Below are 13,999 nucleotides of genomic sequence, written 5' to 3'. Positions count from 1 at the left end.
GCCGCCCTCCCTCTCCGGGGGGCGGCGCGCCGAATTCCTAGAAATACCCCGCGCAAGTCCTCCCGCCCCGCTCCGAGGCCGGCGACTTGTTCCGCAGGAAGGAGCCGAGATGCCCATCTATTTCCTCCGCCGCGTGCTGGCCGCCATTCCGGTGATGCTGGTCGTGGCTGTTTTCGTCTTTTTGCTGCTGCGCCTGACGCCAGGCGATCCCGCCGCGATCCTCGCCGGCGACATGGCCACGCCCGAGCAGCTCGACCGGATCCGAGAAACGCTCGGCCTGAACGATCCGCTGCTGGTGCAGTTCTTCCGCTGGATCGGCGCGCTTTTGCAAGGTGACTTCGGCACCTCGCTGATCTCGAACAAACCGGTGATCGACCTTGTCGCCGACCGCATGTGGCCGACCATCTGGATCGCCATCATCACGCTCAGCCTGTCAGTGATCATCGCGGTGCCGATGGGCGTTCTGGCCGCCTGGAAACAGGGAAGCTGGGTGGATCACCTGGTGATGACCTTTTCGGTCCTGGGCTTTTCCGTTCCGGTCTTCGTAATCGGCTATCTGCTGATCAAGCTGTTCGCCATCGACCTGAGGTGGCTGCCGGTTCAGGGCTATAAGGCGCCATCGAAGGATCTGGCCGGTTTCGCCGCTCGCGCGGTGCTGCCGGCGCTGACCCTGGCGTCGATCTATATCGCGCTGATCGCACGGATGACGCGGGCCAGCCTGCTGGACGTGCTGAACGAGGATTACGTCCGCACCGCCCGCGCCAAGGGGCTGACCGAAGCCCGGGTGCTATTCCGCCACGCGCTGCGCAATGCCGCCGTGCCGGTGATGACGGTGATCGGCACCGGCTTTGCGCTGCTGATCTCGGGCGTGGTGGTGACCGAGAGCGTCTATAACATCCCCGGTCTCGGCCGGCTGACCGTCGACAGCATCTTTGCCCGCGACTATCCGGTGATCCAGGCGCTGATCCTGCTGACCTCGGGTGTCTATGTTCTGGTCAACCTGCTGATCGACCTTTCCTATTCCCTGCTCGATCCGAGGATCCGCTACTGATGGCCGAGAAAACCCTGCGAGGGGCCTTTCCCCTATCGACCCGCCTGCTGACCGAACGTGTCGGCATCGCCCCCATGATCGCGGCCGTGGTGCTGGCGCTGATCATTCTGGCCGCGATTTTCGCGCCGCTCATCGTCCCGCACGACCCGATCCTGCAAGATCCGGTCATGCGGCTGAAACCGCCCTCGGCAGAGTACCTGCTGGGCACCGACGCCTACGGGCGCGACCTGCTGAGCCGGGTGATCTACGGCGCCCGGGTATCGCTGATGATCGGCATCGGCGTCACCATCATGGCGGTGGTGCTGGGGCTGGCGATCGGGCTGGTGTCCGGCTTTTTCCGCACCGCCGACGCCATCGTCATGCGCGTCATGGACGGGCTGATGGCGATGCCTTCGGTCCTGCTGGCCATCGCCATCGTGTCGCTGATGGGCGCCAGCATCTGGACCGTGATGGCCGCCATCACCATCCCGGAAATCCCCCGGGTGGTACGGCTGGTCCGCTCCATCGTGCTGAGCGCCCGCGAAGAACCCTATGTCGAGGCCGCCATTGCGCTTGGCACCTCGATGCCCAGGGTGCTGTGGCGCCACCTGATGCCCAACACCTTCGCGCCGCTCACCGTGCAGGCCACCTATGTCTGCGCCTCGGCGATCCTGACCGAAGCGATCCTGAGCTTTCTGGGCGCCGGCGTTTCGACCGAGACGCCGACCTGGGGCAACATCATGGCCGAGGCGCGGATCTACTTCCAGCTCAAGCCGATGCTGATCCTCTGGCCCGGCCTGGCGCTGTCTCTGTGTATCCTGTCGATCAACCTGCTGGGGGATGCCGCACGCGACATCCTGGATCCCCGCATGGGCAAAAGGGAGGACTGATCATGCCCGTTCTGCAAATCGAAGACCTGCATGTCAGTGTCGACTCCAAGGCCGGCCTCGAAGTCGTCCACGGCATCTCGATCGAGATCAACGAAGGCGAAACCGTCTGCCTGGTGGGAGAATCCGGCTCCGGCAAATCGGTCAGCTCGCTGGCGACCATGGGGCTGTTGCCCAAGGGATCGCTCAAGGTGACCTCGGGGCGTATCCTGCTGGATGGAGAGAACCTTCTGGATCTGAGCCCGGCGCAGCTACGCGATGCCCGTGCCACCCGGATGTCGATGATCTTTCAGGAACCGATGACGGCGCTGAACCCGGTAATCAAGGTCGGCGAACAGATCACCGAGGTTCTGCAAGCCCATACCAAACTGTCCAACGCCGACTGCCATGCCAGGGTGATGGACATTCTGGATCAGGTCGGCCTGCCGGATATCGAACGGATCGCCCGCAGCTACCCTCACCAGTTGTCTGGCGGGCAACGGCAGCGGATCATGATCGCCATGGCCCTGGTGCTGGAGCCGCGTCTGCTAATCGCGGACGAACCCACCACTGCGCTCGACGTCACGACACAGCTCCAGATCCTCAAACTGATCAAGGACTTGCAGGTCAAGCACGGCACCGCCGTCCTGTTCATCACCCATGACATGGGGGTGGTCGCGGAGATCGCCGATCGCGTCTATGTTATGAACAGGGGCGATCTGGTCGAAGACGGCCCCGTGTCGCAAATCCTGTCGGCGCCGCAAAAGGATTATACCCGCCAGCTTCTTTCCTCGGTTCCCTCTCTGGTGCCGCGCCCGGCGCGGCCGGTCACCGACCCGAAACCGGCGTTGCAGGTGAGCGAACTGAACAAGATCTATGGCGGCGGCAAATTCCTGTCGAAGACCAAGACCACCCATGCCGCCCGCGACGTGACCTTTGAACTGAAGGCCGGCCGGACGCTGGGCATCGTCGGAGAAAGCGGCTCGGGCAAGAGCACGGTGGCGCGCTGCGTGATGCGGATGATCGACCCCAGTTCAGGCGGCATCCGCGTCGGCGGCCAGGAGATCGCTGGACTGACCCGGGGCGGGCTGCATCCCTTCCGCAAGAAACTGCAGATGGTATTCCAGGACCCCTATCGTTCGCTCAACCCCCGGCTGACCATTGAGGAAAGCATCATCGAGGGGCCGGTGAACTATGGCATGCCCAAGGACCAGGCCCGCGCCCGTGCGGCGGAATTGCTGGAACTGGTGGGGCTGCCAGCCTCGGCCGCCCAGCGCTATCCGCATATGTTCTCGGGCGGGCAGCGGCAGCGGATCGCCATCGCCCGCGCGCTGGCAATGGAGCCCGAGCTGCTGGTCGCCGACGAGGCGGTCTCCGCGCTCGATGTGTCGGTGCAGGCGCAGGTGCTGGAGCTTCTGGCCGAAATCCAACAGCGCACCGGCATCGCCATTCTCTTTATCACCCACGACCTGCGTGTCGCTGCGCAAATCTGCGACGAGGTTTGCGTGATGCGGCGCGGCGAGGTGGTCGAGATCGGCGCCACCGGTGACGTGCTGGGCAATCCGCAGCACGAATATACCCAGGCGCTCCTCTCCGCGGCCCCGGGCCGCGACTGGGATTTCGCCAACTTCCGACCTGTGGCGGCCTGATCGGGCCGCCTCCTCCCCCCCTTTTGCTCAATGGAGTTCTCATGACTGCCCCCCGTATCGCGATCGGCGGCTTTCTGCACGAAACCAATACCTTCGCTCCGTCGAAGGCCACCTATGACGATTTCGCCCATGGCGGCGGCTCCGGGCGCATGATGCGCGGGGCAGAGATCATTGAAACCTTCCGCGATGTGAATGCCGCGATCTCGGGCGCCATCCGCGAAGGCGAGGCCCAGGGCTGGAACCTGCGTCCCACCCTTTTCTGCGCCACCTCACCCTCGGCGCATGTGACCGAGGACGCCTTCGAGCGGATCGCCAGCGAGATGATCGACCGGATCGTCGCCGAGCTGCCGCTCGACGGGGTCTTTCTTGATCTGCATGGCGCCATGGTCACCGAACATCACGACGATGGCGAAGGCGAACTGCTGACCCGTCTGCGCGAAAAGCTGGGCAAGGACATTCCCATCGTGGTCTGCCTGGATCTGCATGCCAACGTCACGGCGAAGATGTTCGACATGGCCGATGTGCTGGAAAGCTATCGCACCTATCCGCATGTGGACATGGCCGAAACCGGGCTGCGCGGCGCCAGGGCGCTGGGGCGGATGCTGACCGGCCCCAAGCCGGAAAAGGCGATGCGCATCGCCCCCTTCCTGACCGCCATCGCCTGGCAATGCACCCATGCCGATCCCGCGCGCGATCTCTATGCCAAGCTTGAGGAACTGTCGGGCCAGGACCGCGACATGAGCTTCAACATGGGCTTTCCCGCCGCCGACTTCCCCGAATGCCAGATGACGGTGCTGGCCTATGGCCCCGGCGCCGATGAAGCCGCCGACAAGATGATGGAGGCCATCGAAGCCGCCGAGCCCGCCTTCAAGGGCAAGGTCTGGACCCCAGAGGAAGGCGTGGCCGAAGCGATGCGGCTGGCCGCGGAGCCCGGACGTCAGGGGCCGGTGGTGATCTCCGATACCCAAGACAATCCCGGCGCCGGCGCTGACAGCAACACCACCGGCATGATCCGGGCGATGGCAAAACTCGGCGCCAAGGGCGCCATCGGCAATCTCTACGATCCGGAGGCGGCGCAGGCAGCCCATGCTGCGGGCGTCGGAGCCACCGTCACATTGACGATCGGTGGGCAATCCGGGGTCGAGGGCGACGCCCCCTTCACCGGCGACTTCCTGATTGAGGCCCTTTCGGACGGAAATTTCGAGGCCAAGGGCCCCTATTTTCGCGGCAAGGTAATGAATATGGGCCCCTCGGCCTGCCTGAAGCTTGGCGATCTCAGGATCGCCCTGGTCTCGGCCAAGGCGCAGATGGCCGATCAGGAAATGTTCCGCCAGGTCGGCATCGAGCCGACCGAGGAGCCGATCCTGATCGTCAAGAGCTCGGTCCATTTCCGCGCGGATTTCGAACCGATTGCCTCGCATCTGATGGTCTGTGCCGCCCCCGGCCCGATGGCCGTCGATCCTGCACTGCTGCCCTGGCAACGGCTGCGCCCCGGTGTCCGCATCGGTGCGCTGGGTCCAGTGTTCCAGCCGGAAACCGAGACCGCCTGAAGACATCACGAAGAAAGAAGGAGACCGCAATGCCGGTCATTGAAGATATCGCGGACTATGCCGACGAACTGACGGCGATCCGCCGCGATCTGCACGAACACCCCGAACTGGGGTTCGAGGAAATCCGCACATCGGGCATCGTTGCGGAAAAGCTGAAATCCTGGGGAATCGAGGTCACCACCGGCATCGGCAAGACCGGTGTGGTCGGCGTGCTGAAGGGCTCAAAGCCCGGCAAGACCATCGGGCTGCGCGCCGATATGGACGCGCTGCCGATTCACGAGGAAACCAACCTGCCCTGGTCGTCGAAGACCCCCGGCGTGATGCACGCCTGCGGTCACGACGGGCACACCACCATGCTGCTCGGCGCGGCGCGCTACCTCAGCGAACACCCGGATTTCGCCGGCACTGCCGTCTTCATCTTCCAGCCGGCAGAAGAGGGGCTGGGCGGAGCCAGGGCGATGATCGCCGATGGGCTGTTCGACCGTTTTCCCTGCGATGAAATCTATGGGATGCACAACTCCACCATGGACGAGCCCGGCGTGGTCCGCATCAAGAAGGGCGCGGCAATGGCCGGGTCGAACTTCTTCGACGTGCGCATCACCGGCAAGGGCAGCCACGGTGCCCACCCAGAGGGCAGCCGCGACCCCATCGTGATCGCCACCAACCTGATCCAGCAAATCCAGTCGATCGTGTCGCGCAACATCCCGCCGACCAAGCCGGCGGTGGTTTCGGTCACCATGCTGCATTCGGGCGCGGCCTATAACGTCATCCCCAACGAGGCGGAGTTCGGCGGCACAATCCGGTTCTTCGACCCCGAAGTGGGTGAACTGATCTCGGACCGGATCCGCGCGCTCTGCGCCGGGGCGGCGGAAGGCTATGGGGTCGAGATCGACGTCGACATCCGCAATGTCTTCGACGTGCTGGTGAATGACGATGCGCTGTCAGACGCGATGATCGACGCCGCCGCACCGGTGGTCGGCACCGATCAGGCCGGACTGCGCAACGAGCTTGCCATGGGCTCGGAGGATTTCGCCGATATGCTGCGCATCGTCCCCGGCGCCTATTGCACCGTCGGCCACTCCGGCACCATCGCGCCCCACAACCCCGGCTATGTGCTCGACGACGCGATCCTGCCCGTCGGTGCCAGCATCTATGTCAATCTGATCACCTATCGCGGAGCGGCCGCATGACCAGTTGGAAAGACCTCTCTTTCGACACCAATGCCATCGTCGAAGGCCTGAAACCCTGGATCGAATGCGAAAGCCCCACCTGGGACGGCGCCGCCTGTGACCGGATGATGGATCTGGTGGCGATGAAATGCGCCGAACTGGGCGCCACCATCGAACGTATTCCCGGGGTGATGGGACTGGGCGGATCGGTGCGGGCGCATTTCCCGCACCCCAAGATGGGCACGCCCGGGATCATGATCACCGGCCATCTTGACACCGTGCACCCCGTCGGGACACTGGCCAAGAACCCTTTCCGCCGCGAAAACGGCAAGGTCTATGGCCCCGGCATTCAGGACATGAAGGGCGGCAACTTCATCACGCTGGAGGCGATCCGCGCCATTCAGGACGCCGGGATCGAGACACCGCTGCCCATTGTCGCCCTGTTCACCCCGGATGAGGAGATCGGCACGCCAGCCACCCGGACGCTGATCGAAACCGAGGCGAAGCGCGCCAAATACGTGCTCTGCCCCGAGCCGTCGCATCCCGACAACGGGGTGACCACCGGCCGCTATGCCATCGCGCGGTTCAATCTGACGACCGAAGGCAAACCCAGCCATGCCGGCGCCGATATCAAGGGCGGGGTCTCGGCCGTGCGGGAACTGGCCAAGCGGATCATCGAGATCGAAGAGATGACGAGCGAGGATTGCACCTTCTCCTGCAACAACATCGCCTCGGGCCAATGGGTGAATTGCGTGCCCTCCTTCGCCAGCGCCGAATGCCTTTCAATGGCCAAGGAACAAGCTGACCTGGATGCGGGGATCGAAAAGATGCTGGCGCTTTCGGGCGAGCGCAACGGGGTGAAGTTCACCGTCACCCGGGGCGTCACCCGCCCGGTCTGGGAACCCGACATGCCGGGCACCATGGCGCTTTACGAACAGGCCAAGGCGATTTCCGAGGAGCTGGGCTATGCCATGCCGCACCGCAGCCAGGGTGGCGGATCGGATGCCAATTTTACCGGTGCCCTGGGCATCCCCAGCCTGTGTTCGCTGGGCGTCAAGGGCGCCGGGCTGCATACACTGGAAGAGCATATCTACGAGGACATGGTCGTCCCGCGCACCCGGATGATGGCCGGCCTGCTGACCACACTGGCCTGAGCCCGAAGACCAAGGGCGCCCCGGCCGGGCGCCCTTTTCACATCTGCCCCGCGTCACCGCCGTGAACCTCGCCCAGCAGATCGAGCCAGGCGCGTGCAGCACCCGACAGATAAGCACCGCGCCGCCAGGCCATGCTCATCCGCCAGACCATGCCCGGGGCGGTCAGTTCCACCGCGCGAACCATCGGATGCTGCCGCTGAGCCGCGATCATCCGCGGCAGGAAAGTCACGCCGATCCCCGCCGCCACCAATTCGATCATGAAGTCGATCTGACTGCTTTGCGCTGCGATCACCGGCTCGAACCCGGCCTCGCGACTGCGATCCAGAACCATGCGATTCAGGGTGAACCCGCGTTCAAAGATGATGAAGGGCATCTCGCGCAGCTCTTCGATGCTCAGCCTCGGACGGGAGGCAAACGGATGATCTATCGGCAGCAGTGCCACCAACGGTTCGCTGCGTACAACCTGCCAGTCGAATTCCTCGGACATCGGTGCCAGAAGCCCGGCAAAGTCGATGTCCCCGGCGCGCAGGATCGCCTCGAGTTGCGAACTGCCATGTTCCAGCAACCGGATTTCCACCCCTGGATAGCGCTGGCGGAACCGGGCGAAGACCGGCGCGAACAGCGTGCTGCTGCCGACCGGCGGCAGGCCCAGCCTCAGAACGCCGCGCTTCAGCCCGCGCACCTCGTCCAGCTCGGCCAGCAGGTCATCGCGTTCAGCCAACAGCTTGATGCCTCGCCGATAGACGACTTCTCCTGCCGCGGTCATCACACTTCTGTGACCGATCCGATCCAGCAGTGGCACACCAAGCTCATCCTCCAACTGCTTGACCGCCTTGCTGACAGTGGACTGGGTCGAGAAAATCACCTTCGCCGCCTGGGAAAAGCCCCCCTGGCGCACGACTTCGACAAAGACCCTGAGCGTTCTGAATTCCACATCAAGTCCATATCGGAATAGATATCAGTCAATCAATTCATTTTCATCATGATCCGTCCGATCCTATTTTCGGTCCATGATGTTACGCCCTCTTCTCCTCCGTCTTCGCCGCGCCTTGCGCCGCAGCCGCCTGTTGCAGGTGACGCTTGTCTTCGCCTTCTGGGGACTGGGCGAAGGGCTTGTCCGACTTCTGGGCCTGCCACTGCCTGGTGGGCTGATCGGCATGGTGGTGCTGCTGGGGCTGCTGCTGACACAGCGGCTCAGCGTTTTCAGCGCCCGGCGCGGCGCCAACTGTTTTCTGGCCGACATGATCCTGTTCTTCGTGCCAGCCGCCCTGGCGGTGGTCGATCACCACGAATTCCTCGGGCTGATCGGGCTGAAGGTTCTGGCGGTCATCCTGATAAGCACCCTTGCGGTGATGCTGGTGACCGGTCTGGCCGTTGATCTGTTCCTGCGCTGGAGGCTTGGTCATGAGCGCACTTCTCACTAACCCGCTCGCCCATGCGCTGTTCTGGTCGGTCGCGACCATCGGCCTCTATGCCCTGTCGAAACGGCTCTATCGCCGGCTGGGCTATTGGTGGCTGATGCCGATGGCGCTGACGCCCGTTCTGGTCGGCGCGCTGCTGGTGGCGCTGCACGGCAACTATGGCGATTACATTGGTGGCACCCGCTGGTTGATCCTGCTGTTGGGGCCGGCGACGGTGGCTTTCGCGATCCCGATCTACGAACACCGCAAGCTGATCCGGGCGCAATGGCCGGTGCTGCTGGTCGGCATGATCGCCGGCAGCCTGACTGCCGTGCTGACAAGCTGGGGGCTGGCCACCGTGCTGGGACTGAGCGGCGCACTCCGGCTGAGCCTGCTGCCCCGGTCGATCAGCACGCCCTTCGCGATGGAGGTCTCCGGCGACATCGGCGGCGTGCCCGAACTGACGGCCGTCTTCGTCATCCTCACCGGCGTCGCGGGGACAGTGATGGGCGATGTGCTGCTAACGCGGGTGCCGCTGCGCTCCGCCCTGGCGCGCGGCGCGCTTTTCGGTGTGGCGGCCCATGGCGCCGGCACCGCCAAGGCGCATCAGATCGGCCAGACTGAGGGCGCGATCTCCGGGCTGGTCATGGTGCTGGTGGGCATGATGAATGTACTTGTCGCACCGCTTCTGGCCGGACTCCTGCACTAAGCAGCCCCCGCCCCATGCCTCCTCGTCTCGCGCAGCACCAGCCGGCACGCCGGCTGGTCCAGAACCGGTGCAGCCAATCCTCTTTTTCCCGTGAAATGCCCCGTCTGGGGGACAGGTCATTGACCTTGCATCCTGGATAGACGATCCGCTGCATCATCGCATGATTATACATCATCTGATCGTGCGATGGAGCCACTGCACCCTGACAGGGAGACCCGGACAGACATGCTGAAGAAACTGGCCCTCACCGTCACTTTCGCCCTTGGCGCCGCAGCGCCGCTTCACGCCAAGGATACCCTGCGCTATGCACATTTCATGTCAGCGGCAAGTTGGCAGAACCAGACCATCTTTGAAGACTGGGCCACCGCGGTCGAGGCCGGCGCCGATGCCCTCGACGTTCAGATCTTTCCGGCGCAGACACTGGGCAAGGCTGCCGCCGGATACGACAACGCCGTCACCGGCATCGCCGATATCGCCTGGACCGTTCCCGGCTATACCGCCGGGCGTTTCCCTCTGGCCCAGATCATGGAACTGCCAGGCCTGTTCCAGACCGGTGCGGTCGGCTCCTGCGCGTTTCAAAAGCTCTTCGATTCCGGTGCACTGGACGAGGAGTTCAAGGATACCCACGTTCTTTTCGTCCACACCCACGATCCAGGCCATCTGCATACCGCAAAAATCCCGGTGCACCGGCTGGAGGACCTCAAGGGGGTCAAGCTGCGGCGCCCGACGCAAGTTGTCGGCGGCCTGCTGGACGAATTGGGCGCCGAACCCGTCGGCATGCCCGCCCCCAATACCTATGAGGCACTGCAGCGCGGCGCGATCGACGGCTATATGCTACCCTGGGAAAGCGTCGACAGCTTCCGGCTGGACGAGCTGACCGGCTATCACACCGTCTTCGGCTTCTACGCACTGGCCTTCGTCACCACCATGAACAAAGCCAAATACGAGGCCCTCTCCCCCGAGGCAAAAAAGGCGGTGGATGACAACAGCGGCATGAAATGGGCGGTGATCGCCGGCAAAGGTTATGACGAGGCAGGAGCCAAGACCCTCGCGCGGCTGGAGAAGGAATCGACGGTCATCACCCTGGACGAGGCGGAACGCGCCCGATGGGATGCTGCCGCACAACGGGCCTCGGACGCCTATATCGCCGAGCTTGACGCCCGGGGACTGCCCGGCACGTCCACCTATGCCGCCGTCAAGAGCTATGTCTCCGAGTGCCAGGCAGAGCTGAACTGAGCCTCTGCCCCGAGCTGCGGGCCGCCCCCTGACGGCGGCCCGGCTTTCCCCTTGCAGAGGTCACGGGATGAACATGTTTGTTTCCGCACTTCGGCGTCTGGCCGAGGGCATCGAAGCCGCCTGTATTGCCCTCGCAGGGATCGGATTGGCCTATATGGTCTTCGTCGTGGGGTTCAACGTTTTGGCCCGGCTGATCTTCGATCTGACCGATACCGCGATCAACCTGATGCTTCCCGGAGCCATTGAACAGGTCTCCTACCTGTTGGGGATGATCGCACTGGCGGCTCTGACCGCCTCGATGCGCGGCGGCATGATCGCGGTCGACATCCTTGTCGGGCGGTTGCCTCAACCCCTGCAGCTCGCCATCGCCCGCCTGTGGTTCGCCGCGATTGTCCTGCTGGCCGCAATCCTGTGCCGGCTGTTCTATCACGAGACGCTCGCCAGCCTGGCCCGTCAGGAGGAGACACAGGATCTGCGCCTGCCGATGTATCTGATCTATGGGCTCTATACGCTGGAATGCGCCGCGCTGGCCGTGGTGGCACTGCGCGAAACGCTGACCAGCCGCAGCCAGAAGGCGGAGCTTTTGTGATGGCCCCCTTGCTGATCGGATATATCTCGGTCTTTGCGGTATTCGTCGCCGTCCTGCTGGGTGCACCGGTCGGCCTGGCGATGATCGGCGCCGGTATCGCCGGGTTCTCTGCCATCGTGAGCTTTGCCCCGGCGCTGAACGTGCTGAAGACTGCCACCTTCGAGACGATCACCAGCTATTCCTTTACGCTGATCCCCCTGTTCCTGCTGATGGGCAATCTGATTTCCCGTTCGGGGGTAGCAGCGGATCTGTTCCGCGGCGCGCTGCTGCTGACGCACGGCTGGTCCGGCGGGTTGGCTGCCGCCGGGGTCACCGCCTCGGCCGTATTCTCGACGGTGTCGGGCTCCTCCCTGGCCACGGCCTCCACCATGACCCGGGTCGCCCTGCCCGAGATGCGCGCCCATGGCTATGATCTGCGGCTGGCGACGGGCTCGCTCGCCGCCGGCGGCACCCTGGGGATCCTGATCCCGCCGTCAATCGCGCTGATGCTCTATGCGCTGATTACCGAACAATCGGTGGGTGAGATGTTCCTGGCCGGCATCCTGCCCGGCGGCCTGGCCTATGTGCTCTATCTGCTGACCATCCTGATCATGGCGCAGGTCTGGAAACCCGATACCGCCGCCTCTGCCACAGAGCCCCCCCATGTGACGGAGCCGGGTCGCCGGGTCGAAACGCTGCGCCTGTTCGCGCCCTCCCTGCTGCTCTTCGGTCTGGTGATGGGCGGACTTTACGGCAATCTCTTCACCCCGACCGAAGCCGGTGGCGTCGGCGCCGCATTGTCGCTGCTCTATGCCCTCAAGCGCCGCATTCCTCGCAAAGAGCTGGTCGCTGCCTTTGTCGAGACCGTCATCACCACCGGGTCGATCTTCCTGATCCTGATCGGGGCCGAAGTTTTCGGTTTCGTGCTAACCACATCGCAGCTATCTTCGGCGCTGGTCGACTTCCTCACCCAAAACGGGTTTTCCCCTTGGCAGGTGATGGCGGGCATTCTGGTCTTCTATGTGGTGCTTGGCTGCTTCATGGAGAGCCTGGCAATGATCCTGCTGACGGTGCCGATCTTCTTTCCCGTCATCCTCGCCAATGGATACGATCCCGTCTGGTTCGGCATCATCGCCGTGGTGACTGTCGAACTGGGGCTGATCACGCCACCGGTGGGGATGAACCTCTTCATGGTGAAAAGCGCCGCGCGCAGGATGCGGTTCGAGACCATCATGGTCGGGGTCCTCCCCTTCGTACTGAGCGATCTGCTGCGCCTTGCCATCCTGCTGGCCTTCCCGGGCATTTCACTGCTGCTGACCGGGCGCCTCTAACCCGGACCATACCGACCGGCCGCGCGACCCCGGTGCAGCGTCCCTTCTGGCGATCGGTGCCTTGAATGTGATCAACCAGCCACGCCGGAGCCATCAAAAACACGCTCAGTGACAAAAGTTATTGGTTCATAAAGCTCTGTCTCAGAACAATGGGGCCATGCGGAATGATATCATCTTCGGCGCGCCCCTGCCCTATGTGGTCTTTCTGATCGCACGCCACTACGGGCTGTCAGTGGTCTATGCCCTGGCAATCGGATCACTGTTCCCCATTGGAATGATCCTTATATCCTGGGTCAGGCAACGTCAGATCGCCGCGATCTCGATCATCACCCTGACGGCCACGCTGGCGTCCTTGATCAGCAGCCTGTGGTTCGACAGCGCCTATCTGGCTCTGCTGAAGGGTTCACTGATCACCGGATCGGTCGGACTGGCCTTCGCCGCGTCACTGCTGTTCCCCCGTCCGCTGGTCTTCTACCTCGCGGATCGAGGGGATGCCGCCGACCGAGCCGATATCGCGGCGCTATGGGAACGATCTGCGGACTACCGCAAGATGATGCGTTTCATGACCAGGGTCTGGGCCCTGGTGTTGATTTGCGAGGCGCTGAGCCGCGCCATTCTGATCCCGTTCATACCACCTGCCGCGTTTCTGATCCTCAGTGAAGCGATGTGGATTAGCGTCTTCGCCCTGATGATCGGCTGGAGCATGCGTTACGGCCAGCGCCGAAGCGATGAGATTCTGCGTTCCATCTGATGGAGGCAGGGGGTGACGCTCAGCCACTCCGGAGGCCGGAGCAGGGAAGGTTGACGGCTGTGTGGCCTGCCGGCGGCCTGGCTGAGGTTGCCCTGCCCCGGGATATTTTCGGCCAGAAAAAGAGCCGTCCCAAGAGGGAGGATAGGTTTCCGGAGGGCTGTGTGGGGGGAGTGCGCGCACGGGATCTGCGCAACGGCATGAGAGGTCGACAACCATCTAGCTGCAACCTGGAGCTTACCGACATATATTGGGATATTGATCGCTATAGAGAGGAATTAGAGCGCTTATTAGGACTGGCGGCGACCTACTCTCCCACGTCTTAAGACGCAGTACCATTGGCGCGACAGCGCTTAACGGCCGGGTTCGGGAAGGGACCGGGTGTTTCGCTTGTGCTATGACCACCAATCCGAATAAGGGCTCTACGTCGCGAGGTATTTGACCGTCGCGACGGGCAGGATGCATCGTATTTCACGGAGTAAAATGCGAGTTCCTGCTCGTTGATCAATCGTGTTGTCGAAGTCAGTACACTGTTGGGGTATGCTTTTGATTTTACAGTAAGTTTGTCTATTACTGGAACAAATCAAGC

13 protein-coding genes and 1 rRNA gene are annotated in these 13,999 nt (G+C 63.3%); 12 read left to right on the top strand and 2 right to left on the bottom strand.

What is annotated here, in order from left to right; all coding sequences use genetic code 11:
• The first annotated feature begins 109 nt into the window (after positions 1-109).
• From G455_RS0119995 to G455_RS0119970, 6 genes are read left to right on the top strand one after another with little or no spacing between them, the layout of a single operon-like run.
• Positions 110-1,051 carry an ABC transporter permease gene (locus G455_RS0119995; RefSeq protein ID WP_028095306.1) on the top strand — a complete coding sequence of 314 codons (942 nt, stop codon included), beginning with the start codon at positions 110-112 and terminating at the stop codon, positions 1,049-1,051.
• The gene (locus tag G455_RS0119990) at positions 1,051-1,920 is read left to right on the top strand and encodes an ABC transporter permease (protein ID WP_028095305.1); all 870 of its coding nucleotides are present in this window, start codon (positions 1,051-1,053) and stop codon (positions 1,918-1,920) included. Before G455_RS0119995 ends, G455_RS0119990 begins: the two co-directional genes overlap by 1 nt.
• Before the next feature lie 2 nt (positions 1,921-1,922).
• Entirely contained in the window at positions 1,923-3,545 is a 1,623-nt protein-coding gene (locus G455_RS0119985) for an ABC transporter ATP-binding protein (protein WP_035367100.1), read from the top strand.
• A gap of 41 nt (positions 3,546-3,586) precedes the next feature.
• A complete protein-coding gene (locus G455_RS0119980) occupies positions 3,587-5,095 on the top strand; it encodes a M81 family metallopeptidase (RefSeq protein WP_035367099.1) in 1,509 nt (502 codons plus the stop codon).
• Between the two features lie 29 nt (positions 5,096-5,124).
• A complete protein-coding gene (locus G455_RS0119975; RefSeq protein ID WP_028095302.1) occupies positions 5,125-6,285 on the top strand; it encodes a M20 aminoacylase family protein in 1,161 nt (386 codons plus the stop codon).
• The gene (locus G455_RS0119970; RefSeq protein WP_028095301.1) at positions 6,282-7,418 is read left to right on the top strand and encodes a M20/M25/M40 family metallo-hydrolase; all 1,137 of its coding nucleotides are present in this window, start codon (positions 6,282-6,284) and stop codon (positions 7,416-7,418) included. Before G455_RS0119975 ends, G455_RS0119970 begins: the two co-directional genes overlap by 4 nt.
• Before the next feature lie 37 nt (positions 7,419-7,455).
• On the opposite strand, the gene G455_RS0119965 is transcribed toward G455_RS0119970, so the two are convergent.
• Positions 7,456-8,352 carry a LysR family transcriptional regulator gene (locus G455_RS0119965; protein ID WP_028095300.1) on the bottom strand — a complete coding sequence of 299 codons (897 nt, stop codon included), beginning with the start codon at positions 8,350-8,352 and terminating at the stop codon, positions 7,456-7,458.
• Positions 8,353-8,491: 139 nt separating this feature from the next.
• Here G455_RS0119965 and G455_RS0119960 point away from each other — a divergent pair, with 139 nt between their 5' ends.
• From G455_RS0119960 to G455_RS0119935, 6 genes are all read left to right on the top strand, one after another.
• Positions 8,492-8,842 (top strand): CidA/LrgA family protein, encoded by a 351-nt coding sequence (locus G455_RS0119960; RefSeq protein WP_229861848.1) that lies wholly within the window; start codon positions 8,492-8,494, stop codon positions 8,840-8,842.
• Entirely contained in the window at positions 8,823-9,527 is a 705-nt protein-coding gene (locus G455_RS0119955) for an LrgB family protein (RefSeq protein WP_035367097.1), read from the top strand. Before G455_RS0119960 ends, G455_RS0119955 begins: the two co-directional genes overlap by 20 nt.
• A gap of 225 nt (positions 9,528-9,752) precedes the next feature.
• The gene (locus G455_RS24825; protein ID WP_035367096.1) at positions 9,753-10,763 is read left to right on the top strand and encodes a TRAP transporter substrate-binding protein; all 1,011 of its coding nucleotides are present in this window, start codon (positions 9,753-9,755) and stop codon (positions 10,761-10,763) included.
• A gap of 67 nt (positions 10,764-10,830) precedes the next feature.
• Complete coding sequence (locus tag G455_RS0119945; protein WP_028095297.1) at positions 10,831-11,352, top strand: TRAP transporter small permease; 522 nt, start codon at positions 10,831-10,833, stop codon at positions 11,350-11,352.
• A complete protein-coding gene (locus tag G455_RS0119940) occupies positions 11,352-12,662 on the top strand; it encodes a TRAP transporter large permease (RefSeq protein ID WP_028095296.1) in 1,311 nt (436 codons plus the stop codon). Before G455_RS0119945 ends, G455_RS0119940 begins: the two co-directional genes overlap by 1 nt.
• Positions 12,663-12,819: 157 nt before the next feature.
• Complete coding sequence (locus G455_RS0119935) at positions 12,820-13,413, top strand: VC0807 family protein (protein ID WP_028095295.1); 594 nt, start codon at positions 12,820-12,822, stop codon at positions 13,411-13,413.
• Positions 13,414-13,704: 291 nt separating this feature from the next.
• Here G455_RS0119935 and rrf read toward each other — a convergent pair.
• Positions 13,705-13,819, bottom strand: a 5S ribosomal RNA gene (rrf, locus tag G455_RS0119930).
• Positions 13,820-13,999 lie beyond the last annotated feature (180 nt).

Origin of the sequence: Pseudodonghicola xiamenensis DSM 18339, from assembly GCF_000429365.1 — a bacterium.
Lineage (GTDB): Bacteria > Pseudomonadota > Alphaproteobacteria > Rhodobacterales > Rhodobacteraceae > Pseudodonghicola > Pseudodonghicola xiamenensis.
The sequence above is the reverse complement of the archived record's forward strand: the minus strand, read 5'-3'. Positions and strand labels throughout refer to the sequence as shown.